Origin of the sequence: Pseudomonas sp. RIT623 (genome assembly GCF_004519305.1) — a bacterium.
In the GTDB taxonomy this organism is placed as follows: Bacteria; Pseudomonadota; Gammaproteobacteria; order Pseudomonadales; family Pseudomonadaceae; genus Aquipseudomonas.
Window position 1 is genome coordinate 45146 of record NZ_SOZA01000010.1, and the last position, 22931, is coordinate 68076.

Genomic DNA, 22931 nt, shown 5'->3' on the forward strand with positions numbered 1-22931 from the left:
AGCCGGCTTGCCGGCGAACCGCTTTTACCTCAATGCAGGATCTGGCTCAGGAACAGTCTGGTCCGGTCACTGCGCGGCCGGTCGAAGAAGTCGTCCGGCGCCGCCTGCTCGACGATCTCGCCCTTGTCCATGAAGATCACCCGGTTCGCCACGGTGCGGGCAAAGCCCATCTCGTGGGTCACGCAGAGCATGGTCATGCCGTCCTCGGCCAGGCTGACCATGGTGTCGAGCACCTCCTTGACCATCTCTGGGTCCAGCGCCGAAGTCGGTTCGTCGAACAGCATGATCTTCGGCTTCATGCACAACGCCCGGGCAATCGCCACGCGCTGCTGCTGACCGCCGGACAATTGCCCGGGGTACTTGTGCGCCTGCTCCGGAATGCGCACGCGCTCAAGGAAGTGCATGGCGATTTCCTCGGCCTTGCGCCGCGGCAGCTTGCGCACCCACATGGGCGCCAGGGTGCAGTTCTCGAGGATGCTCAGATGCGGGAACAGGTTGAAGTGCTGGAACACCATGCCCACCTCGCGGCGGATCGCCTCGATCTGCTTGAGGTCGTTGGTCAGCTCGACGCCGTCGACGACGATACGCCCCTGCTGGTGTTCCTCCAGCCGGTTGAGGCAGCGGATGGTGGTCGACTTGCCCGAGCCCGACGGCCCGCACAGCACGATACGCTCGCCCTGGCGCACGTTGAGGTTGATGTCCTTGAGCACATGGAACTGGCCGTACCACTTGTTCACGCCCTGCATCTGGATGATGCCTTCGGGGCCGGCAGGCTGCTTGATCGCTTCACTCATTTCGAAACTCCTAACGCTTGTGGCCAGTGTCCAGCTTGCGCTCCAGGTGCATGGAGTAGCGGGACATACCGAAACAGAAAATCCAGAACACCAGGGCGGCGAACACATAGCCCTCGGTCGCCATGCCCAGCCAGGTCGGATCGGCCGCGGCCTGCTTGACGCTGTTGAGCAGGTCGAACAAGCCGATGATGATCACCAGGCTGGTGTCCTTGAACAAGGCAATGAAGGTGTTGACGATGCCGGGGATCACCAGCTTGAGCGCCTGGGGCAGGATCACCAGGCCCATCGCCCGCCAGTAGCCCAGGCCCATGGCCGCGGCGGCTTCGTACTGGCCCTTGGGGATGGCCTGCAGACCGCCACGCACCACCTCGGCGATGTACGCCGACTGGAACAGGATCACGCCGATCATCGCCCGCAGCAGCTTGTCGAAGCTCATGCCTTCGGGCAGGAACAGCGGCAGCATCACCGAGGACATGAACAACACGGTGATCAGCGGCACGCCGCGCCAGAACTCGATGAAGGTCACGCAGACCACCTTCACCGCCGGCATGTTCGAGCGCCGCCCCAACGCCAGCAGGATCCCCAGTGGCAATGCGCCGACAATGCCGACCGTGGCGATCACCAGGGTCAGCATCAGGCCGCCCCATTGGCTGGTGGGTACCGTGTCCAGGCCCAGCGCGCCGCCGTGCAGCAGGATGTAGGCCAGGATCGGGTACAGCACCAGGAAGCCCAGGCCGTATACCGCCTTGCGTGGGAAGCGCTTGATGAACAGCGGCGCGGCGCCAAGCACGGCGAGCCACACCGTCAGGTCGACGCGCCAGCGCAGTTCCGTCGGGTAGTAGCCATACATGAACTGGCCGAAGCGCTGCTGGATGAACACCCAGCAGGCGCCCTCCTTGGTGCAGTCGGCGCGGGTGGTGCCAACCCAGTTGGCGTCGATGAACGCCCACTGCACCAGCGGCGGCACGATCAGCCATACCAGGTACAGGGCGAACAGGGTCAGCAGGGTGTTGAGCCAGCTGGAGAACAGGTTGGCCCGCATCCAGGCGAGCACGCCAACGGTCTTCACCGGTGGCGGCATGTCGGGTTTGAAAACATGGGCTGTCACGGAAGGACCCTCACCGTTCGATCAGCGCAATGCGCTTGTTGTACCAGTTCATCAACAGCGAAATGCTGATGCTGATGGCGAGATAGACGCTCATGGTGATGGCGATCACCTCGATGGCCTGGCCGGTCTGGTTGAGCACGGTACCGGCGAACAGCGAGACCATCTCCGGGTAGCCGATACCGGCTGCCAGCGACGAGTTCTTCGCCAGGTTCAGGTACTGGCTGGTCAGCGGCGGGATGATCACCCGCAAGGCCTGAGGAATGATCACCTTGCGCAGCGTCGGGCCTTCGCGCAGGCCCAGCGAACGGGCCGCCTCGGTCTGGCCATGGCTGACCGAACGGATACCCGAGCGCACGATCTCGGCGATGAACGCCGCGGTATAGATAGTCAGCGCCAGGGTCAGCGCCAGCAGCTCGGGGATCAGCACCCAGCCACCGACGAAATTGAAGCCCTTGAGCTGCGGCACTTCCCAGAGCACCGGGCTGCCGAACAGCAGCGCGCACACGCCGGGGATGCCGATCAACAGCAGCAGGCCGACCCAGAACTTGTGGAACGGCTGGCCGGTTTCGTCGAAGCGCTTGTTGGCCATGCGCACCATCGCCACGATGGCGACGATCGCCAGCGCCAGCGCCAGCACGAACGGCCAGAAGCCCTCGGCCATCGAGGCGCCGGGCATGTTCAAGCCACGGTTGCTGATGAAGAAGGTGTCGTCGATATTGATGCTGCCCCGCGGCCCCGGCAGGGTCAGGAACACGGCGAAGTACCAGAACAGGATCTGCAGCAGCGGTGGAATGTTGCGAAAGGTCTCCACGTACACCGTCGCCAGCTTGTTGATCATCCAGTTCGGCGACAGCCGCGCCACGCCGATGACGAAGCCCAGCAAGGTGGCCAGGACGATGCCGATGAAGGTCACCAGCAAGGTGTTGAGCAGGCCGATGACGAACACCCGGGCGTAGCTGTCCGATTCCACGTAGGGGATCAGGTGCTGGGCAATGCCGAAGCCGGCACTGCGCTCGAGGAAGTCGAAGCCCGAGGTGATGCCCCGGTGTTGCAGGTTGGTCTGGGTGTTATGGAACAGGTACCAGCCAAGGCCCGCCACGAACACCACCGTGACGATCTGGAACAGCCACGCGCGCACACGTGGATCGCTCAGGGAAAACCCTTTCCGTGCGCCGATTTGATTTTGCATGAAGTGCCCCGAAAAGAAGGGATTCGAACGACCCGCGACGGCAGGATGCCGTCGCGGGGTGCAGCCATCAGCGCACCGGTGGCGCGTACTGGATGCCGCCGTTGTTCCACAGGGCGTTCATGCCACGGTCGATCTTCAGGTCGGTGCTCTGGCCCAGGTTCTTCTCGAACACTTCGCCATAGTTGCCGACTTGCTTGACGATCTGCACCACCCAGTCCTTGGGCAGCTTGAGGTCCTTGCCGTACTCGCCGTCAGCACCCAGCAGGCGGGCGTTGTCCGGGTTCTTGGTGGACTTGGCCTCGGCCTCGACGTTCTTCGAGGTGATACCGGCCTCCTCGGCGTTGAGCATGGCGAACAGGGTCCACTTGACGATGCTGAACCACTCCTCGTCGCCCTTGCGCACCACCGGGCCCAGAGGCTCCTTGGAGATGGTTTCCGGCAGTACCACGTACTCGGTCGGCGCGGCCAGCTTGGAGCGCTGGGCGAACAGCTGCGACTTGTCCGAGGTGAGCACGTCGCAACGGCCGGATTCCAGCGACTTGGCGCTCTCGTCGGAGGTGTCGAAGGTGATCGGGGTGTACTTGAGGTTGTTGGCGCGGAAGAAGTCCGAGACGTTCAACTCGGTAGTGGTACCGGCCTGGATGCAGATGGTGGCGCCATCGAGTTCCTTGGCGCTGGAGACGCCGAGCTTCTTGTTGACCAGGAAACCGACACCGTCGTAGTAGGTGACACCGGCGAACACCAGGCCCATGCCGGCGTCGCGCGAGCTGGTCCAGGTGGTGTTGCGCGACAGCACGTCGACTTCGCCGGACTGCAGCGCGGTGAAGCGTTCCTTGGCGTTGAGCTGGCTGAACTTGACCTTGGTGGCGTCGCCGAACACCGCGGCGGCCACGGCGCGGCAGACATCGGCGTCGATGCCGACGATCTTGCCCTGGGCGTCAGGCACCGAGAAGCCTGGGAGGCCGTCGCTCACGCCACACTGGACGAAGCCCTTCTTCTTCACCGCATCGAGGGTGGCGCCGGCCTGGGCGAAACTGGTGGCGCCCAGCGCGGCGGCGGCGGTCAGGACTGCCAGCGTGGTTTTCAACATCTTCATCAACAACCTCCAAATCGCTCTTGTTGTATGAGCCGGAATTGCACCGCACCCTTATGAGGCGCATCCGACCCCTGGTTGGCTTGTTTTTGGGTCAATGGCGCAATGGGCTGTTCTGTGACAGCCTTCAATCCATACGAAGGGTGTTACCGCGAAGGTCCACCTCTGCGCATGCCAAGGACATAGCAAAGCGCGTACCACAGTCGAAGGCTTAAGCGATTAAGCGTGAGTCAAGTAGGAAAAGTTGTAGAGTTGCGACATCTTTTTCTGGCATTAACCTGTAATGCCTTGTTTTTACGCACCACATCAGTACGCCAGCACTTTTTCGGAGCAGTCATGACCCAACCGCTGATTCTCGAACCACAGAAAACCGCCGACGCCTGTGTGATCTGGTTGCACGGCCTGGGGGCGGACCGTTACGACTTCCTACCGGTAGCTGAATTCATGCAGGAGCGCCTGCTCAGCACCCGTTTCATCATGCCCCAGGCGCCGACGCGCCCGGTGACTATCAACGGCGGCTACCAGATGCCCAGCTGGTACGACATCAAGGCCATGACCCCGGCGCGGGCCATCGACGAGGCGCAGCTGGAAGAGTCCGCCGACCAGGTGATCGCCCTGATCAAGGCCGAACAGGCCAAGGGCATCAACTTGTCGCGCATCTTCCTCGCCGGGTTTTCCCAGGGCGGTGCGGTGGTGCTGCACACTGCCTATATAAAGTGGCAGGAAGCGTTGGGCGGGGTCATCGCCTTGTCCACGTACGCCCCGACCTTCAGCGACGCCCAGCAGCTGAGCGCCTGCCAGCAGCGCACCCCAGCGCTGTGCCTGCATGGCATGCACGACCCGGTGGTGATCCCGTCCATGGGCCGCACTGCGTTCGAGTACCTCAATACCTGGGGCGTGGCCGCGCGCTGGCACGAGTACCCGATGGAACACGAAGTGGTGGTCGAAGAACTCAACGACATCCACGGCTGGCTGAGCCATCAGCTGCAGTGATTCTGTAGCCCAGCCCGCATTGCACTACGCCGCGCCCGATTCTTGCATTACACTGCCCGGCGTACATTCCTTAACCAGTTGACGAGACGACCGTGCTCAAGGCACTCAAGAAAATATTCGCCAAAGGTGACGCCGCACCGCCCATCGCCGCGTCCCAACCCGAGCCGGCTCCACAGCCGGCCGCCGCCCAGGCGCCAGAACGCCAGGCCAGCAAACCAAGGCCAAAGCCTGCGCCCAAGGCCAAGGCCGAGCCAAAAGCCGCCGTCCAGGTCGCCCAACCGCCAGACGCCGAATCGCCCGCCAAGGACAAACCACGCCGCGAACGCAAGCCCAAGCCGCAGGCGAGCCTGTGGAAGCCGGAGGATTTCGTCGTCGAGCCGCAGGAAGGCAAGACCCGCTTCCACGACTTCAAGCTCTCCAACGAGCTGATGCACGCCATTCACGACCTCGGCTTCCCCTACTGCACGCCGATCCAGGCCCAGGTGCTCGGCTATACGCTGCGCGGCCAGGACGCCATCGGCCGGGCCCAGACCGGCACCGGCAAGACCGCCGCGTTCCTGATCTCGATCATTTCCCAGCTGCAGCAGACGCCACCGCCCAAGGAGCGCTACATGGGCGAGCCGCGGGCGCTGATCATCGCCCCGACCCGCGAGCTGGTGGTGCAGATCGCCAAGGACGCCCAGGCCCTGACCAAGTACAGCGGCCTGAACGTGATGAGCTTTGTCGGCGGCATGGACTTCGACAAGCAGCTCAAGTCGCTGGAAGCGCGCCATTGCGACATCCTGGTAGCCACCCCGGGCCGCCTGCTGGACTTCAACCAGCGCGGCGAAGTGCACCTGGACATGGTCGAGGTGATGGTGCTGGACGAGGCCGACCGCATGCTCGACATGGGCTTCATCCCCCAGGTCCGCCAGATCATCCGCCAGACGCCGCCCAAGAGCGAACGCCAGACCCTGCTGTTCTCCGCCACCTTCACCGACGATGTGATGAACCTGGCCAAGCAGTGGACCACCAATCCGGCCATTGTCGAGATCGAGCCGGAGAACGTCGCCAGCGAGACCGTCGAACAACACGTCTACGCCGTGGCCGGCAGCGACAAGTACAAGTTGCTGTACAACCTGGTCACGCAGAACAAATGGGAACGGGTGATGGTGTTCGCCAACCGCAAGGACGAGGTGCGGCGCATCGAGGAAAAACTGGTGCGTGACGGCATCAACGCCGCCCAGCTGTCGGGCGACGTGCCGCAGCACAAGCGTATCCGCACCCTGGAGAGCTTCCGTGAAGGGCGCATCACCGTGCTGGTGGCCACCGACGTGGCCGGCCGTGGCATCCATATCGACGGCATCAGCCACGTGATCAACTTCACCCTGCCGGAAGACCCGGACGACTATGTGCACCGTATCGGCCGTACCGGCCGCGCGGGCACCAGCGGCGTGTCGATCAGCTTTGCCGGCGAGGACGACTCCTACCAGTTGCCGGCGATCGAGGAGCTGCTGGGACGCAAGATCAAGTGCGAGATGCCGCCGGACGAGCTGTTGAAGCCCGTGCCGCGCAAGCATCACTGATCTTCAAGGCAGCCCACCTCCCTGTAGCAGCAGCCTTGTGCCGCGAAAGGGCCGCAGCGGCCCCGGCAACATCTGCATCAATGCTGAGATCCGGGGCCGCGAGGCGGCCCTATCGCGACACAAGGCCGCTCCTACAGAGAGCGGCCTTAGCCTAAGACTCCCAGCGCCCTGCGGCATCCTGGTCGCTCTGCTTGCCATCCACCCAACGCGGCCCTTCCTGGGTATTCTCCTTCTTCCAGAACGGCGCCCGGGTCTTCAGGTAGTCCATGATGAAGTTGCAGGCATCGAACGCTGCCTGCCGATGCGCGCTGGCCACGCCGACAAAGACGATCGGTTCGCCCGGCTCCAGGGCGCCGATACGGTGCAGTACCTCGACCTTGAGCAGCGGCCAGCGCCCTTCGGCCTCGACCACGATCTTGGCCAGGGCCTTCTCGGTCATGCCCGGGTAGTGCTCGAGGAACATCCCCGCCACCTCCAAGCCATCGTTGAAGTCGCGCACATAGCCGACAAAGCTGGCCACCGCGCCCACGCCGACATTGGCGGCGTGCATGGCGTTGACCTCAAGACCTGGGTCGAACGCCGCTTCCTGTACCCGTACGCTCATGCTCAACCTCCAGTCACCGGCGGGAAGAACGCGATCTCGTCACCCTCCCCCAGCGCTTCGCCGAGCCGGCACAGTTCTTCGTTACGCGCGCACATCAGGTTCTGCTCGGCCAGCACCGCGTACTGCCCGCCCTTGTCCACCAGGGCCTGGCGCACATCGGCCAGCACCTTGAAATCGCCCTCCAGGCGCTCGCCATCGACGCCCAGCAATTCACGATAGCGGGCGAAATACATGACCTTGACCTTCATCACCCCTCCACCTTGTAGTGCCCGCTCTTGCCGCCGGTCTTCTCCAGCAGGCGCACCTGCTCGATGACCATGCCTTTGTCCACTGCCTTGCACATGTCGTAGAGGGTCAGCGCGGCAACGCTGGCGGCGGTCAGCGCCTCCATTTCAACGCCGGTCTGCCCGGCCAGTTTGCAACGGGCGACGATATGCACCACGTCCTCGCCCTCGGCGACCAGCTCGACCTTGACGCTGGTAAGCATCAGCGGGTGGCACAGCGGGATCAGGTCGCTGGTTTTCTTCGCCGCCTGGATACCGGCGATGCGCGCCACGGCGAACACATCGCCCTTGGGGTGTTGGCCATCGACGATCATGCGCAAGGTGTCCGGCAACATGCGCACCCGTGCCTCGGCAAGCGCCTCGCGGGCGGTCACGGCCTTTTCAGTGACGTCGACCATGTTGGCGCGCCCCTGGGAATCAAGATGAGTCAGCACAGCTCTGCTCCTGTGAAGGGAGTACAGAGTGTAAACCTGTGGGTCAGGTTTGAGCAGAGGGGTATTTCGACGCACCGGCCCGTTCGCCGGCAAGCCGGCTCCTACGTAATCTCGTAGGAGCCGGCTTGCCGGCGAACAAGCGGCTCGGTGTTACAGGTGCGACTCGGCGTACTCGGCCAGTACCGAGCGTGGCACGCCCTGCAGGGTGATATGAACCCCGTGAGGGAAGTCCTTGAAGCGTTCGGTGAGGTAGGTCAACCCGGAACTGGTGGCCGACAGGTACGGGGTGTCGATCTGCGCCAGGTTGCCCAGACAAACCACCTTCGAGCCGGCCCCGGCACGGGTGATGATGGTTTTCATCTGGTGCGGCGTGAGGTTCTGGCACTCGTCGATCAGGATCAGGCTCTGCTGGAAGCTGCGCCCGCGGATGTAGTTCAGCGACTTGAACTGCAGCGGCACCCTTTCGAGAATGTACTCGACACTGCCGTGGGTGCTCTCGTCATCCATGTGCAAGGCTTCGAGGTTGTCGGTGATCGCACCCAGCCAAGGCTCCATCTTCTCCGCCTCGGTGCCTGGCAGGAAGCCGATCTCCTGGTCCAGCCCCTGCACGCTGCGGGTGGCGATGATGCGCCGGTAGCGCTTGCTGACCATGGTCTGCTCGATGGCCGCGGCCAGCGCCAGGATGGTCTTGCCGGAGCCGGCGGCGCCGGTCAGGTTGACCAGGTGGATATCCGGGTCGAGCAAGGCGAACAGCGCCAGGCTCTGGTGGATGTCACGCGGCTTCAGGCCCCAGGCCTCCTGGTGCAGCAGCGGTTCCTGGTGCAGGTCGAGCAGCAGCAGTTCGTTGTCGCGAATCCCCTTGATCCAGCCGACGAAGCCCTGTTCGTCGATGATGAACTCGTTGATGTGCACCGCCGGCAGGTTGTCGATCATCTGCACCCGATGCCAGGTGCGACCGCGCTCCTGGCGGGTGTCGACCTTGCTGACCCGGTCCCAGAACGAACCGGTTACCGAGTGGTAGCCCTTGGACAGCAAGGAAACATCATCGACCAGTTGGTCGGTGCTGTAGTCCTCGGCGGCGATCCCACAGGCGCGCGCCTTCAGGCGCATGTTGATGTCTTTGGTGACCAGCACCACGTCCAGGTCCGGGCGCTTGGCGCGCAGGTCGAGCAGCTGGTTGATGATGATGTTGTCGGCGAGGTTCTCGGGGAGCAGGCGGTTGGGTTCGTTGCGCGTGCTCATGAGGATGGACAGGAAGCCCTTGGGCCCGCTCTTGCCACGCTGGATCGGCACGCCCTGCTCGACATCGCTGGGCGAGGCATCGCCGAGGGTCTGGTCGATCAGGCGGATGGCCTGGCGACATTCGGCGGCGATGGTGTGTTTACCGGTCTTGAGCTTGTCGAGTTCCTCCAGCACCGTCATCGGTATGGCGACGTGGTGCTCCTCGAAGTTGAGCAGGGCGTTGGGGTCGTGAATCAGGACGTTGGTATCGAGCACATACAGGATTGGCTGGGTGGAGGAAGCGGTGCGTCCTTGGTCATCCATACTCGGTCACCTTATGTGAAAGCCACACGGCGCATACGGCTGCGCCGCAGAGTGACTGCCGTTCTCCCCGTATCCGCGTTGTTACGGGCGGGGAGCTCACCTGGCGAGGGGCGTGGATGACGCCACCTGTGCTGCAGGATTCGGCTGTCTGGCTCCTTGATACCGCAAAAACCATGACCAAAAAAAGACTTTTTACGCTTGGGTGAAGTTTATTTTTCGGATTGACGAACAGGCCTTGGCGCGCGCGGCGCAGGGGACTACGCTCAAGGATCAGGTGGCGGTGTTTGGGGTGGACAACCTACTCTCGCCGCCCATATTCCCGGCAATCCTCCCAGCCAATCCCGCTCTGCGCCGTGTGCTGCAACAACCACTCCAGCGCCGGCTGCGCCTTGGGCTGGCTGTCGCGGAACTGGATCACCCCCTTGCGCCACAGCAACATCAAGGTCAGCACCCGCTGCGCCGACGCCTCGGCGCTCAGCGGGCCGTCGTCCTGGGCATCGATATCCCACAACGAAACCTGCAACTGCTGGCTGGCCATGAACTTCTCGCCATCGGCCCGACGCTGCCCATAAGGTGGGCGGAACAACGGCACGTACTGCTCAGGCAAATCCGCCTGCACCCGCGCCTGGCTGCGCCGCAACGAGTCCTGCCACCCCTGCCACTGGGCATGGGAGCGGTATTCCCAGCCCTGGATGCCCACGCATTGCCCGGCATACAGCGGCACCACCGGCCCCGCGTCCCGCCGCTGTTGCAGGCGGTTACCCAACACGAAGAAGATTGCGTCGAGTTTCTGCCGGCGCAGGTAATCAGCCATCTGGTCGCTGCTGCCCCCCTCGGGCCCAGGCCCGCCAACGAAGGTCAGCAGGAATATCCGGTCATTGAGTTCCTCGCCATTGCGTTCGCGCCCGGAGAGCTTTTCCACTTCGCTGGTGGTCTGCGGAAATAGCGCGGCCTTGCGTAGTTGCTCGTCCAGGTAGCGAGCATGGAACTGATGACTGGGTTCGACCCAATCGGTATAGAACGTGCCGACATCAGTGGCGAACGTGGCAGCCTGGGTACGCAAGTCGGCCATCGAAGCCACCGGGTAGCAGAACGACGCGTCCTGTTCGCAGCTGTGTTGCGCCTGCTGGTAGCTGCTCCACAAGCGTTGCCACATTCGCGCGCGCACGGCGCGAACCACCGGCAGGTTGATCTGGCGTAACCCCAGGCGCGTGGTCAGTGCCTGCTCGTCGAGCATCTCGCTTTCATGCAGCACCCGGGCAAACGAGAGGATCTCGGCACGCGACGCCACATCGAACAGCGCCGGGCTGTCCAACTGCTCCGGCCACAGGCCGCGGTCGAAACTGACGAAATCCGCCGGGGCGGCCTGCGCGCCCAGGCTCAACAGCCCGGCGAACAGGGCAAACGCGATACGCACGGTGGGCATTCTCCTTGAAAGCATGGCGCGCACTATAGCGCGAGCCCAGGCGATGTTCCGTGACTATCGTCGCCATAGTTTGGACTTGCTTCGCCAGGCCCGTAGAATTGCCCGACGACTACAGGAGCCGACCCGATGCTGACGGTGATTTCCCCCGCCAAGACCCTCGACTACGACACCCCGCCGGTCACCCAGCGCCACACCCTGCCGCAGTACCTGGACGACTCCCAGGAACTGATCGTGCAACTGCGTGAGCTGACCCCGGCGCAGATCGCCGAGCTGATGCACCTGTCCGACAAGCTCGCAGGGCTCAACGCCGCGCGCTTCGGCAGCTGGACCCCAGACTTCACCCCGGCCAACGCCAAACAGGCGTTGCTGGCGTTCAAGGGCGACGTGTACACCGGGCTGAACGCCGAAACCCTGGGCGAAGACGATTTCAGCTACGCCCAGGAGCACCTGCGCATGCTGTCCGGCCTGTACGGCCTGCTGCGCCCGCTGGACCTGATGCAACCCTATCGCCTGGAAATGGGCACCAAGCTGGCCAACGCCCGCGGCAAGGACCTGTATGCCTTCTGGGGCACGCGCATCAGCGAATGGCTGAACCAGGCCCTGGCCGACCAGGGTGACGACGTGCTGCTCAACCTGGCCAGCAACGAGTACTTCAGCGCGGTGAAAAAGAGCGCGTTGCAGGCGCGAGTGATCGATGTCGACTTCAAGGACCTGAAGAACGGCCAGTACAAGATCATCAGCTTCTACGCCAAGAAGGCCCGCGGGATGATGAGCCGCTTCGTGATCCAGGAGCGCATCAACGACCCCGAGCAGCTCAAGCGCTTCGACGTGCAGGGCTACTACTACAGCGCCGAGCAGTCCAAGCCGGACCACCTGGTGTTCCTGCGCGATCACGCCGAAGGCTGATGGCCCTTGGGGCCGCTTCGCAGCCCATCGCGACACAAGGCCGCTCCTACAATGGACCGCAACCTCCTGTAGGAGCGGCCTTGTGTCGCGATAGGGGCGCAAAGCGCCCCCAGCACTTCCGACCCGCAGCCCCGCAATAGGGCACCCTCGCAACACCCCAAAAAAGCCAAATTCCCGCCGCCAAAAACCCACCACCCATACCTTTATCGCAAAATGCCATAAGACCGTTCGTAGTTTTTTGACGAATTTTGAAAAAAAATTTCCCATGCTGGCATATAACCATCCCGCCTCGTTTTCGCCCTTTATATACGGGAGTGAAACTGTGGGGTGCTATCAATATGAAAGTATTTTCCACTGAAAAAATATTTAGAAATCTTTCATCGACGCCGAACCACGCCGGAACTTCTACTACGGCCCATGGCTCATAGCACCCGTAACGAGTTTCAAGCGCTGGTCGTGAGAAATGACTTACAGGTGACAGCTGAAGGGTATCCACCCTTAGCCCCAATAAGTCAGGCAGCGCAACGGTGACCGCCGAAGGCCCTGCCCCGAAGGAGAGACGCGCCCCTTACGAATCGTCCTAGTGGTTGATTTCAAAAGGTTTTTCCAATTGAAAGAACAAGCACAGCAATTCACCAAGTTTGAATTGCAATAAAGACGGCTGCATTTCAGGGCACGCCTTTTTAATACTGGCCTTTGACTGCCAACTTTGAGTGCATCGGTTTATGCGCTCCGGATTTATTCATGCCTGCGTTCGGTGAAGTGTCAATTCGCCATGGATCCGTGCGCCCGAAAACTGTTGGTCAATCAACCCAGTCGGCTCTTCGCTGAAGGGCTGGCGTGATAAACACATGAGGTGAATGCGATGCGTATCAGCATCTTTGGTTTGGGTTATGTGGGTGCAGTCTGTGCAGGTTGCCTGTCGGCACGAGGCCACGAAGTGATTGGTGTGGATGTCTCCAGCACCAAGATCGACCTGATCAACAAGGGCAAGTCGCCCATCGTCGAGCCAGGCCTGGAAGAACTGCTGCAACAGGGCATCGCCAATGGCCGTCTGCGCGGTACCACCGACTTCGCCGAAGCCATCCGCGCCAGCGACGTGTCGATGATCTGCGTGGGCACCCCAAGCAAGAAAAACGGCGACCTGGGCCTGGAGTACATCGAGTCGGTGTGCCGTGAAATCGGCTATGTGCTGCGCGACAAGGCCAGCCGCCACACCGTCGTGGTGCGCAGCACCGTGCTGCCGGGCACCGTCAAGAACGTGGTGATCCCGATCCTCGAAGACTGCTCGGGCAAGAAGGCCGGTGTCGATTTCGGCGTGGCGGTCAACCCCGAGTTCCTGCGTGAAAGCACCGCGATCAAGGACTACGACCAGCCACCGATGACCGTCATCGGAGAACTGGACAGCGCCAGCGGCGACGTGCTGCAAGCCCTGTACGAGGAGCTCGATGCGCCAGTGATCCGCAAGCCGGTCGAAGTGGCCGAGATGATCAAGTACACCTGCAACGTCTGGCACGCCACCAAGGTCACTTTCGCCAACGAGATCGGCAACATCGCCAAGGCGGTCGGCGTCGATGGTCGCGATGTGATGGAGGTGGTCTGCCAGGACAAGGTGCTCAACCTGTCGCAGTACTACATGCGCCCAGGCTTCGCCTTCGGCGGCTCGTGCCTGCCCAAGGACGTGCGCGCCCTCACCTACCGCGCCTCGAGCCTGGACGTGAAGGCGCCGCTGCTCGATTCGCTGATGCGCAGCAACGAATCCCAGGTGCAGAACGCCTTCGACATCATCGAGAGCCACGACAAGCGCAAGGTTGCCTTGCTGGGCCTTTCGTTCAAGGCCGGTACCGACGACCTGCGCGAGAGCCCGCTGGTGGAACTGGCCGAGCGTCTGATCGGCAAGGGCTACCAGCTGGACATCTACGACCAGAACGTCGAGTACGCCCGGGTGCATGGCGCCAACAAGGACTACATCGAATCGAAGATTCCGCATGTGTCCTCCTTGCTCAATGCCAACTTCGAGCAGGTGGTGAACGACGCCGACATCATCGTGCTGGGCAACCGTGACGAGAAATTCCGTGCCCTGGCCCAGCAGGCGCCGGCCGGCAAGCAAGTGATCGACCTGGTCGGCTTCATGAGCAAGCCGACCTGCGCCACCAGCCGTACCGAAGGCATCTGCTGGTAAACCCGGTCGGGCGGCGCGTCCCTCCCCAGCGCGCCGCCCTTCCCACCCCGAATTCTCGACGGATGCCGAACATGCAAAGGTTCCAGACAGTGCTGTTGCAGTGCGCCGGCTGGCTGCTCTACATGAGCCTGCTCATGCTGATCGCCCTGGCCCTGCCCAGCGATATCTTCGATTCGCAGTCGAAGCACTTCATCTTCCTGGTCGGCGCTGTCGGCATCTGGCGCTACTCCATGGGCGCCACCCATTTCATCCGCGGCATGGTCTTCCTCTACCTGGTCTACCCGTACCTGCGCCGCAAGGTGCAGAAGCTCGGCAAGGCCGCCGACCCGTCGCATGTGTACCTGATGGTCACCAGCTTTCGCATCGATGCGCTGACCACCGCCCAGGTGTATAGCTCGGTGATCCGCGAGGCGATCGACTGTGGCTTCCCCACCACGGTGGTCTGCTCGCTGGTGGAGAAGTCCGACGAGTTGCTGGTCAAGAGCCTGTGGGCCAAGTACAACCCACCCGCGCATGTCCACCTGGACATCGTGCGCATCGCCGGCACCGGCAAGCGCGACGGCCTGGCCTATGGTTTCCGCGCCATCTCGCGAATGCTCCCGGACGAGAACGCCGTGGTCGCGGTGATCGACGGCGACACCGTGCTGGCCGAAGGCGTGGTGCGCAAGACCGTGCCGTGGTTCAAGCTCTACCCCAACGTCGGCGGCCTGACCACCAACGAGTTCTGCGAAGTGCGCGGCGGCTACATCATGAGCGAGTGGCACAAGCTGCGCTTCGCCCAGCGCCACATCAACATGTGCTCGATGGCCCTGAGCAAGCGCGTGCTGACCATGACCGGGCGCATGTCGATGTTCCGCGCAAGCGTGGTGACCAACCCCGAGTTCATCGCCGACGTCGAAAGCGACTCGCTGATGCACTGGCGCCTGGGCCGCTTCAAGTTCCTCACCGGCGACGACAAGTCCAGCTGGTTCAGCCTGATGCGCCTGGGCTACGACACCTTCTACGTGCCGGATGCGGCGATCAACACGGTCGAGCACCCGCCGGAGAAAAGCTTCGTCAAGGCCAGCCGCAAGCTGATGTACCGCTGGTACGGCAACAACCTGCGGCAGAACTCCCGCGCCCTGGGCCTGGGTCTCAAGCGCCTGGGGCTGTTCACCAGCATCGTGCTGCTCGACCAGCGCGTGTCGATGTGGACCAGCCTGCTGGGCCTGACCGTGGCGGTGATCGCCAGCTTCAAGTTCGGCCTGCAGTTCCTGCTGGTGTACCTGCTGTGGATCGGCATCACCCGCCTGATCCTCACCATCATGCTGCTGTGCTCGGGGCACAACGTCGGGCCGGCCTACCCGCTGATTCTCTATTACAACCAGATCGTCGGCGCAGTGATGAAGATCTACGTGTTCTTCCGCCTCGACAAGCAGTCCTGGACCCGCCAGCCCACTGCCCTCAAGCGCGACCTCGCAAGTTTTCAACAATGGTTCAACACCTGGTCCTCGCGGACCATGACCTTCTCGGCCGCGAGCATCTTCGTCGCCGTGCTGTTCATGGTCGTGTGAGCCCCCGGATCGGATAACAGGAACGAATATCGCCATGAATACCGCCGTGAACGTCAACGTCGTGCATGAATCCGAAGCGCAGCGCCAGCATGCCCGGGTGCGCATTCCCGCCAAACTGCGCTACCTGGATGGCAACCGCGAGCCGCACGAGGTGAAGGTTGACGACCTGTCCGCCGGGGGCCTGTCCTTCCATGCCAAGAAGCCCCTGGCCGAAGGCGAAGTGCTGCGCGGCCGCCTGCAGTTCGTGGTCGACAACCTCGGCCTGTCGATGGACGTCGAGCTGCTGGTGCGCACCAGCGATGCCCAGAACGGGCGCATCGGCACCGAGTTCCAGAACCTCGAGCCACGCGACATCGCCACCCTGCGCCATATCATCACCAGCCACCTGTCCGGCGAGCTGATCAGCGTCGGCGACGTGCTCAGTACCCTGCAGCGAGACAACTTCACCAAGGCGCGCAAGCAGAAGGACGGTGGCTCCGGTCTGTCGGCCTTTGGCCGCCTGCGCGCGGTCACCGTCACCGCCGGGGTGTTCGCCATTGGCCTGGTAGCCTTCGGCTTCGTCGCCAAGTCGCTGTATGGCCTGTACTTCGTCAGCCATGCCGAGGCCGGCGTGGTCGCGGTGCCCACCACAAATGTCACCATGCCCCGCGACGGCAGCCTGCAGAGCCTGGTGCAAAGCGGAACCAGCGTGGCCAAGGGCGCGCCGCTGGCGACCTTCAACACCAGCATGCTCGACCTGCTCAAGGGCCACCTGGACGACTCGCAACTGGAGCCGGCCAAGGTCGAGGAGCTGTTCGGCAAGCAACTCTCCGGCACCCTCACCAGCCCCTGCGATTGCGTGGTCTCGCGCCAGCTGGTGGACGACGGCCAGTACGCCAGCAAGGGCCAGCCGGTGTTCGCGCTGATTCCGCGTACCAGCACCCCGACCATCGAGGCGCGCTTCAGCTACCGCCAGTTCGATGAAGTGAAGCCCGGCACCCGGGTCAACTTCCAGGTCGCCGGCGAAGACGACGTGCGCAGCGGCAAGATCGTCGGCAGCTCGAGCCTGGACACCGACAACCTGGCGTCCGACATCCGTGTGCAGATCCAGCCCGACGAAGGCCTGCCAGCCGAGCTCGCCGGCCGCCCGGCCGCCGTCAACAGCGACCGTGGCCCGTCGCTGAACTGGCTGATCGACAAGGCCGTGGCCCGCGGGCTGTAAGAGGGATAACCCATGACCAGCAGATACCCCGATACCTGTAGGAGCCGGCTTGCCGGCGATCGAGTGCGCAGCACTCGCCCATGGGATGCAACACCTGCGCGAACCATTCGCCGGCAAGCCGGCTGCTACAGGGACGGTTTTGGCCTTGGCCTGTGCGCGCTGGCCCTGGCCATCACCCTGGGCGGCTGCGCCGGCCTGCCCGACCAGCGCCTGGCCAACGAAGCGCTCAAGCGCGGCGACACCGCCACCGCCGAGCGCAACTACAAGGCCCTCGCCGACCTTGGCTACAGCGACGCCCAGGTCGGCCTGGCGGACATCCAGGTCGGCACCCGCGACCCGGCCAAGCTCAAGCAAGCCGAAGCCACCTACCGCGCCGCCGCCGCCACCTCGCCCCGTGCCCAGGCGCGCCTCGGCCGCCTGCTGGTGGCCAAGCCCGACAGCACCCAGGCCGAGCGCGAAGAGGCCGAGACCCTGCTCAAGCTCGCTGCGCAACAAGGTGAGACGAATACCCTGATCCCGCTGGCGATGCTCTACCTGCAGTACCCGCAGAGCTTCCCCAAGGTCAACGCCCAGCAGCAGATCGACCAGTGGCGCGCCGCCGGCAACCCCGAAGCCGGCCTGGCCCAGGTACTGCTGTACCGCACCCAGGGTACCTACGACCAGCACCTGGGCGAGGTGGAGAAAATCTGCAAGGCCGCGCTGGCCACTACCGATATCTGCTACGTGGAACTGGCCAGCGTCTACCAGAAACGCGCCCAGCCCCAGCAGCAGGCCGCGCTGCTTGAGCAGCTCAAGGCCGCCCATGCCCGCGGCACCGTGCCGGCCACCCGGGTCGATAGCGTCGCCCGCGTGCTGGCCGACCGCAGCCTCGGCCAGACCGACGAGAAGACCGCCAAGGACCTGCTCGAGCAGGTCGCACCGGCCAACCCGGCATCCTGGGTGAGCCTGGCGCAGCTGCTGTACGACTTCCCCGAACTGGGCGACACCGACCAGCTGATGGCCTATATCGACAAGGGCCGCGAGGCAGAACAGCCCCGCGCCGAACTGCTGCTGGGCCGGCTCTACTACGAAGGCAAGACCGTGCCCGCCGACGCGCAGAAGGCCCAGGAGCACCTGCAGGCCGCCGCCGACGCCGGCGAAGTCAGCGCCGACTACTACCTCGGCCAACTGTACCGCCGCGGCTACCTGGGCCAGGTCGAGCCGCAAAAGGCCGTCGACCACCTGCTCGCCGCCGCCCGTGGTGGCCAGAACAGCGCCGACTACGCGCTGGCCCAGCTGTTCAGCGAAGGCCACGGCATCCGCCCGGCGCCGACCAATGCCTGGGTGTTCGCACAACTCTCCCAGGTCAACCCGACCCCACAGTCCAGCGAACTGCTGCAACAGCTCGACCAGCAGCTCACGCCCGACCAGCGCAACCAGGCCCAGCAACTGCTGGCGCAGGAAAAGCAGGCGCGCGGCAGCATGGCCCAGGGCGCCAACAACACCCTGGCCATCGAAGCGCTGCAGGACGAGAAAGAAGAAGTAGACGCCGAGGATTCGCTATGACGCTCAACCCCTTCGTGAAAGCCGGCATCGGCCTGGGCTTCGCCCTGCTGTGGTCGATGCCGACCCTGGCGGCGCAAACCGCGCAGAAGAACTTCGGCCTCGACGTGAAGATCACCGGCCAGTCCGAGGACGACCGCGACCTCGGCACCCGCTCCGGCGGCGACGTCAACGGCCTGGGCCTGGACCTGCGCCCCTGGGTGTACGGCGAGCGCGGCAACTGGAGCGCCTTCGCCATGGGCCAGGCGGTGGCCGCCACCGACATCATCGAAACCGACACCCTGCGCCAGAACGACGACGGCACCACCAGCGACAACGGCGACGACAGCCGCAGGCCGGACAAGAGCTACCTGGCCATGCGCGAGTTCTGGATCGGCTACAGCGGCCTGACCCCCTACCCCGGCGAGCAGTTGCGCTTCGGCCGCCAGCGCCTGCGCAGCGACGACGGCATGTGGCGCGACACCAACATCGAGGCGCTGAACTGGACCTTCGACACCACCCTGCTCAAGGCCGACCTTGGCGTTGCCCAGCGCTTCAGCGAATACCGCACCGACCTCACCGAACTGGCCCCCGAAGACAAGGACCGCACCCATGTCTACGGCAACGTCGCCACACAATGGACACCCGGCCACTGGGTTGGCCTGCGTGCCCATCACAGCCATGACGGCGGTAGCCTGAAGAGCCCCGGCGAAACCGTCGATGCCCTCGACAAGACCCGCACCGGCGACCTCACCTGGCTGGGCCTGGAAGCCAACAGCGACGCCTACAACTGGCGCAACGACCACCGCGTCAACTACTGGGGCAGCGTCACCTGGCTGACCGGCGACCGCGACACCCTCAGCAGCCAGGCGGTCGGCAACGACCAGGTCGCCACCGGCAAGCAGAGCGGCGACGTCAACGCCTGGGCCACCGACCTCGGTATCCGTCTGCGCCTCGACCCGCAGTGGCAGGTCGGCGCGGCCTACGCCCGGGGCAGCGGCGGTGGCGGCAGCGACGGTTCGAACAATTTCGAGCAGACCGGCCTTGAGAGCAACCGCTCCAACTTCACCGGCACCCGCTCGCGCGTGCACCGCTTCGGCGAAGCCTTCCGCGGCGAGCTGGGCAACCTGCAGGCGGCCACCCTGTTCGCCTCCTGGCAGTTGCGCGACGACTACGACGCCAGCTTCATCTACCACAAGTTCTGGCGCGTCGACGGCAAGCAGAACATCGGCTCCAGCGGCATCAACGCGGTGGTCGACGACGGCGGCATCAGCCGCCCTCTGGTGCAGGGCGAGAAAGACCTCGGCCAGGAAATGGACGTAGTCGTGACCAAGTACTTCAAGCAGGGCCTGCTGCCGGCCTCGATCAGCCAGTCGATTGACGAACCCTCGGCCCTGGTACGCCTGCGTGCCGGTGTGTTCAAGCCGGGCGATGCCTACGGCAAAGAGGCCGACTCGTACATGCACCGCGCCTTCGTCGACGTGATCTGGCGCTACTGAGGCCGGGAGAGGATAGCCATGAACCTGCACCCGAACCTTCGCCACAGCCTGCTCGCCAGCGCCCTGCTGCTGGCCGGCGGCCTTGCCCAGGCCGCCGAGCCGGAAATGGCCAAAGGGCTGCAACAGGCCAAGACCTATACCGTCTCCAGTGCGCCGATCGAGCCGCTGAAGATGGACCCACCCAAGCTGCCCGACCTGTCCGGCTACACCGCCCAAGCCGTGCAGCAGAAGATCGACCGCCAGCACAAGGGCAAGGTCAGCGTGCGCCGCATGCTCCAGGAGGACACCCTCAAGGAGTTCATCGGCGGCGACAACAAGGGCGCCGAATGGGTACGCCGCCAGCACGGCATCCCCCAGGCGATCTTCGTCGATGACGGCCACGTCGACCTGGTGGAGCTGAGCAAGAAAGTCCCCAGCCAGTACCTGCGCGAAACCGCGCCGGGGGTGTACCTGGCGCGCCTGCCGATCGTGGTCGGGCGCAAGGGCGTGCTGGAGATCGACGGCAAGGTCAAGGAGCTGCGCCTGTCCGAGGAAGGCGGTTCGTTCATCGTCAACGACGGCAAGCTGTTCGTCAGCAACACCCAGGTGACCGGTTGGCGCGAACAGGCCAACGGACCGGCGACCTTCCGCAAGCCCGACCAATTCCGCCCGTTCCTGCTCAGCTGGGGCGGCACCGAGACCTACATCGTCAACAGCAAGATGGCCAGCTTCGGCTACGCCAAGTCCAAGTCGTACGGCGTGAGCATCTCGCAGTACACGCCGAACATGGCCAAGCAGATGGGCCGCCCGGAACCCACCGGCTGGATCATCGGCTCGGAGTTCAGCGACATGTGGTACGGCTTCTACTGCTACGAAACCCAGGACTTCGTGATCAAGGACTCGACCTACCGCGACAACATCGTCTATGGCATCGACCCCCACGACCGCTCGCACCGTCTGATCATCGCCGGCAACACCGTGCATGGCACCAAGAAGAAGCACGGGATCATCGTCTCCCGTGAGGTCAACGACAGCTGGATCATCAACAACAAGAGCTACGACAACAAGCTCTCGGGCGTGGTGATCGACCGTAACAGCGTCAACAACCTGATCGCCTACAACGAGATCTACCGCAACCACACCGACGGCATCACCCTGTACGAGAGCGGCGACAACCTGATCTGGGGCAACAAGCTGATCAACAACCGCCGCCACGGCATCCGCGTGCGCAACAGCGTGAACATCCGCCTGTACGAGAACGTCGCCATGGCCAACGGCCTGGTGGGCGTGTACGGGCACATCAAGGACCTGTCCGACACCGACCGCGACATCGCCCTCGACCCGTTCGATACCAAGGTGTCGCTGATCGTGGTCGGCGGCGAGCTGGCGGCCAACGGTTCAGGCCCGCTGTCTATCGATTCGCCGCTGTCGGTGGAGCTGTACAAGGTGTCGATGCTGATGCCGCGCAAGGCCAACGGCATCAGCTTCAACGGCGTGCTCGGCGAGCGCCAGGACGAAATCCTCGACCTGCTGGTGCGCCAGCAGAAGGCCGTGCTGATCGACCCGGTCGAACGCCAGACCGAAATGATCGACTAAGGAAGCCCAGACCATGACTCCACACCTGATGAAACTGCTGGGCCTGTCCGCCGCCCTCCTGGCCATCAGCCAGGGCGTGCGCGCCGAAGACGTCAAGGCACCGACCTTCAGCGCCGAACCGTGCTGCCAACTGTGCCCCGAGGCCCACGACGCCAGCCGCTACACCACGCGCTACCAGCAGAACTTCACCACCCTGGTGCAAGCCCAGGGCGACTGGCTGTTCCGCACCCGTGAGGACCTGCGCACCGAGTTCGACACCACCCCGGGCGGCTACAAGCGCCTGCAGCAGGTGCACGACGCGTTCAAGAAGCGTGGTGTCGAGCTGGTAGTGGTGTACCAGCCGACCCGTGGCCTGGTGAACCGCAACATGCTCAACCCCGAAGAAAAGGCCGCCTTCGACTACCAGAAGGCCCTGCGCAACTACCAGGCCATGCTCCAGCGCTTCGGCAAAATGGGCTACAACGTGCCCGACCTGTCGCCGCTGACCAACGAGCAACTGGCTGCCGCCGACCAGGGCAAGGACTTCTACTTCCGTGGCGACCAGCACTGGACGCCCTATGGCGCCGAGCGCGCGGCGAAGATCGTCGCCGACACCGTGCACAAGATGCCGGCCTTTGAAGGCATCCCGCGCAAGGAGTTCGAGACCAAAAAGTCCGGGCGCATGGGCAAGACCGGCACCCTGCACAACGTCGCCGGCCAGCTGTGCGGCACCAGCTATGCGGTGCAGTACATGGACCAGTTCGCCACCGAACCGAAGGGCGCCGCCGGCGGCGACGACCTGTTCGGCGATTCGGGCAACGCGCAGATCACCCTGGTGGGCACCAGCCACAGCGGCAAGAACTACAACTTCTCGGGCTTCCTCGAGCAGTACATCGGCGCCGATGTGCTCAATGTCGCCTTCCCCGGCGGCGGCCTGGAAGGCTCGATGATCCAGTACCTGGGCAGCGAGGAATTCCAGAACAACCCGCCGAAGATTCTGGTGTGGGAGTTCTCGCCGCTGTACCGCCTCGACCAGGAAACCATCTGGCGGCAGATCCTCGGCCTGCTCGACGACGGCTGTGACGACCGCCCGGCACAGATGAGCGCCAGCGCCACCCTCAAGCCCGGCAAGAACGAGCTGATGGTCAACGGCAAGAACGGCGTGATCAAGGACCTGGTCAACCGCAACCACCAGCTCGACATCAAGTTCGAGGACAGCTCGGTGAAGGTGTTGCAGGCCACCCTGTGGTACCTCAATGGCCGCCACGAGGACATCAAGATCGAGAAACCCGAGACCTCCGACACCGACGGGCGCTTCGTCTTCCAGATGCGCGAGGACGAAGACTGGGCAGGCCAGAACCTGCTCGCCCTGGAGGTACAAGGGCCAGAAAGCGGTACGCAGAAAGTCGAAGCCAAACTCTGCAAACGCAACAACTTCGCCAGCCCCGCGCAGCACACCGCGCAAGCTGGCCAGTGAGGC

Annotated in this window: 19 protein-coding genes; 10 read left to right on the forward strand and 9 right to left on the reverse strand. The window is 63.8% G+C overall.

Annotated features, from left to right (window positions below):
* Positions 1 to 29 precede the first annotated feature (29 nt).
* The 4 genes from E3U47_RS09640 to E3U47_RS09655 all read right to left on the reverse strand — a co-directional run bounded on the left by E3U47_RS09640 (position 30) and on the right by E3U47_RS09655 (position 4187).
* Positions 30 to 794: an amino acid ABC transporter ATP-binding protein gene (locus E3U47_RS09640; RefSeq protein ID WP_134691119.1), complete on the reverse strand. Its 765-nt coding sequence runs from the start codon at positions 792 to 794 to the stop codon at positions 30 to 32.
* A gap of 10 nt (positions 795 to 804) precedes the next feature.
* On the reverse strand, positions 805 to 1902 hold the full coding sequence (locus tag E3U47_RS09645; protein WP_134691120.1) for an amino acid ABC transporter permease: 1098 nt from the start codon (positions 1900 to 1902) through the stop codon (positions 805 to 807).
* 10 nt (positions 1903 to 1912) lie between these two features.
* Complete coding sequence (locus tag E3U47_RS09650) at positions 1913 to 3091, reverse strand: amino acid ABC transporter permease (protein WP_134691122.1); 1179 nt, start codon at positions 3089 to 3091, stop codon at positions 1913 to 1915.
* Between the two features lie 67 nt (positions 3092 to 3158).
* A complete protein-coding gene (locus E3U47_RS09655) occupies positions 3159 to 4187 on the reverse strand; it encodes an amino acid ABC transporter substrate-binding protein (RefSeq protein ID WP_134691124.1) in 1029 nt (342 codons plus the stop codon).
* A gap of 333 nt (positions 4188 to 4520) precedes the next feature.
* Here E3U47_RS09655 and E3U47_RS09660 point away from each other — a divergent pair, with 333 nt between their 5' ends.
* Both E3U47_RS09660 and rhlB read left to right on the forward strand, forming a co-directional pair.
* Positions 4521 to 5177 (forward strand): alpha/beta hydrolase, encoded by a 657-nt coding sequence (locus tag E3U47_RS09660; RefSeq protein WP_134691126.1) that lies wholly within the window; start codon positions 4521 to 4523, stop codon positions 5175 to 5177.
* A gap of 92 nt (positions 5178 to 5269) precedes the next feature.
* Complete coding sequence (rhlB, locus tag E3U47_RS09665) at positions 5270 to 6742, forward strand: ATP-dependent RNA helicase RhlB (protein WP_134691128.1); 1473 nt, start codon at positions 5270 to 5272, stop codon at positions 6740 to 6742.
* Between the two features lie 151 nt (positions 6743 to 6893).
* On the opposite strand, the gene moaE is transcribed toward rhlB, so the two are convergent.
* The 5 genes from moaE to E3U47_RS09690 form a co-directional block, all read right to left on the reverse strand.
* Positions 6894 to 7346 (reverse strand): molybdopterin synthase catalytic subunit MoaE, encoded by a 453-nt coding sequence (moaE, locus tag E3U47_RS09670; protein ID WP_134691130.1) that lies wholly within the window; start codon positions 7344 to 7346, stop codon positions 6894 to 6896.
* A gap of 2 nt (positions 7347 to 7348) precedes the next feature.
* The gene (locus E3U47_RS09675) at positions 7349 to 7594 is read right to left on the reverse strand and encodes a MoaD/ThiS family protein (protein WP_134691132.1); all 246 of its coding nucleotides are present in this window, start codon (positions 7592 to 7594) and stop codon (positions 7349 to 7351) included.
* Positions 7594 to 8064, reverse strand: a complete 471-nt coding sequence (moaC, locus tag E3U47_RS09680) for a cyclic pyranopterin monophosphate synthase MoaC (protein ID WP_134691133.1) — start codon at positions 8062 to 8064, stop codon at positions 7594 to 7596. Before moaC ends, E3U47_RS09675 begins: the two co-directional genes overlap by 1 nt.
* Before the next feature lie 150 nt (positions 8065 to 8214).
* Positions 8215 to 9609 (reverse strand): PhoH family protein, encoded by a 1395-nt coding sequence (locus tag E3U47_RS09685; protein WP_134691135.1) that lies wholly within the window; start codon positions 9607 to 9609, stop codon positions 8215 to 8217.
* A 298-nt stretch (positions 9610 to 9907) separates the two neighbouring features.
* Positions 9908 to 11026, reverse strand: a complete 1119-nt coding sequence (locus E3U47_RS09690; RefSeq protein ID WP_134691137.1) for a polysaccharide deacetylase family protein — start codon at positions 11024 to 11026, stop codon at positions 9908 to 9910.
* 135 nt (positions 11027 to 11161) lie between these two features.
* Between E3U47_RS09690 and yaaA the strand changes: the two genes are divergently transcribed.
* The 8 genes from yaaA to E3U47_RS09730 all read left to right on the forward strand — a co-directional run bounded on the left by yaaA (position 11162) and on the right by E3U47_RS09730 (position 22928).
* Positions 11162 to 11941, forward strand: a complete 780-nt coding sequence (yaaA, locus tag E3U47_RS09695; protein WP_134691139.1) for a peroxide stress protein YaaA — start codon at positions 11162 to 11164, stop codon at positions 11939 to 11941.
* An 865-nt stretch (positions 11942 to 12806) separates the two neighbouring features.
* Complete coding sequence (locus E3U47_RS09700) at positions 12807 to 14123, forward strand: nucleotide sugar dehydrogenase (RefSeq protein WP_134691141.1); 1317 nt, start codon at positions 12807 to 12809, stop codon at positions 14121 to 14123.
* 71 nt (positions 14124 to 14194) lie between these two features.
* Positions 14195 to 15676, forward strand: coding sequence for a glycosyltransferase family 2 protein (locus E3U47_RS09705; protein ID WP_134691143.1), 1482 nt, complete (start codon positions 14195 to 14197; stop codon positions 15674 to 15676).
* A 34-nt stretch (positions 15677 to 15710) separates the two neighbouring features.
* Entirely contained in the window at positions 15711 to 16877 is a 1167-nt protein-coding gene (locus E3U47_RS09710) for an alginate biosynthesis protein Alg44 (protein WP_134691144.1), read from the forward strand.
* 12 nt (positions 16878 to 16889) lie between these two features.
* On the forward strand, positions 16890 to 18422 hold the full coding sequence (algK, locus tag E3U47_RS09715) for an alginate biosynthesis TPR repeat lipoprotein AlgK (protein ID WP_256660256.1): 1533 nt from the start codon (positions 16890 to 16892) through the stop codon (positions 18420 to 18422).
* Positions 18419 to 19897: an alginate export family protein gene (locus E3U47_RS09720; RefSeq protein ID WP_134691145.1), complete on the forward strand. Its 1479-nt coding sequence runs from the start codon at positions 18419 to 18421 to the stop codon at positions 19895 to 19897. The genes algK and E3U47_RS09720 overlap by 4 nt, the downstream gene beginning before the upstream one ends.
* Positions 19898 to 19915: 18 nt before the next feature.
* Positions 19916 to 21472 (forward strand): mannuronan 5-epimerase AlgG, encoded by a 1557-nt coding sequence (algG, locus tag E3U47_RS09725; RefSeq protein ID WP_134691146.1) that lies wholly within the window; start codon positions 19916 to 19918, stop codon positions 21470 to 21472.
* Between the two features lie 13 nt (positions 21473 to 21485).
* Positions 21486 to 22928 carry an alginate O-acetyltransferase gene (locus tag E3U47_RS09730; RefSeq protein ID WP_134691147.1) on the forward strand — a complete coding sequence of 481 codons (1443 nt, stop codon included), beginning with the start codon at positions 21486 to 21488 and terminating at the stop codon, positions 22926 to 22928.
* The last annotated feature ends 3 nt before the right edge of the window (positions 22929 to 22931 follow it).

What these genes read in the sequence shown, in the direction of transcription:
- E3U47_RS09640 (WP_134691119.1), bottom strand. Translation starts at nt 794, where the DNA reads ATGAGTGAAGCGATCAAGCAGCCTGCCGGCCCCGAAGGCATCATCCAG.
- E3U47_RS09650 (WP_134691122.1), bottom strand. Translation starts at nt 3,091, where the DNA reads ATGCAAAATCAAATCGGCGCACGGAAAGGGTTTTCCCTGAGCGATCCA.
- E3U47_RS09655 (WP_134691124.1), bottom strand. Translation starts at nt 4,187, where the DNA reads ATGAAGATGTTGAAAACCACGCTGGCAGTCCTGACCGCCGCCGCCGCG.
- E3U47_RS09660 (WP_134691126.1), top strand. Translation starts at nt 4,521, where the DNA reads ATGACCCAACCGCTGATTCTCGAACCACAGAAAACCGCCGACGCCTGT.
- moaE (WP_134691130.1), bottom strand. Translation starts at nt 7,346, where the DNA reads ATGAGCGTACGGGTACAGGAAGCGGCGTTCGACCCAGGTCTTGAGGTC.
- E3U47_RS09675 (WP_134691132.1), bottom strand. Translation starts at nt 7,594, where the DNA reads ATGAAGGTCAAGGTCATGTATTTCGCCCGCTATCGTGAATTGCTGGGC.
- E3U47_RS09685 (WP_134691135.1), bottom strand. Translation starts at nt 9,609, where the DNA reads ATGGATGACCAAGGACGCACCGCTTCCTCCACCCAGCCAATCCTGTAT.
- yaaA (WP_134691139.1), top strand. Translation starts at nt 11,162, where the DNA reads ATGCTGACGGTGATTTCCCCCGCCAAGACCCTCGACTACGACACCCCG.
- E3U47_RS09700 (WP_134691141.1), top strand. Translation starts at nt 12,807, where the DNA reads ATGCGTATCAGCATCTTTGGTTTGGGTTATGTGGGTGCAGTCTGTGCA.
- E3U47_RS09705 (WP_134691143.1), top strand. Translation starts at nt 14,195, where the DNA reads ATGCAAAGGTTCCAGACAGTGCTGTTGCAGTGCGCCGGCTGGCTGCTC.
- E3U47_RS09710 (WP_134691144.1), top strand. Translation starts at nt 15,711, where the DNA reads ATGAATACCGCCGTGAACGTCAACGTCGTGCATGAATCCGAAGCGCAG.
- algK (WP_256660256.1), top strand. Translation starts at nt 16,890, where the DNA reads ATGACCAGCAGATACCCCGATACCTGTAGGAGCCGGCTTGCCGGCGAT.
- E3U47_RS09720 (WP_134691145.1), top strand. Translation starts at nt 18,419, where the DNA reads ATGACGCTCAACCCCTTCGTGAAAGCCGGCATCGGCCTGGGCTTCGCC.
- algG (WP_134691146.1), top strand. Translation starts at nt 19,916, where the DNA reads ATGAACCTGCACCCGAACCTTCGCCACAGCCTGCTCGCCAGCGCCCTG.
- E3U47_RS09730 (WP_134691147.1), top strand. Translation starts at nt 21,486, where the DNA reads ATGACTCCACACCTGATGAAACTGCTGGGCCTGTCCGCCGCCCTCCTG.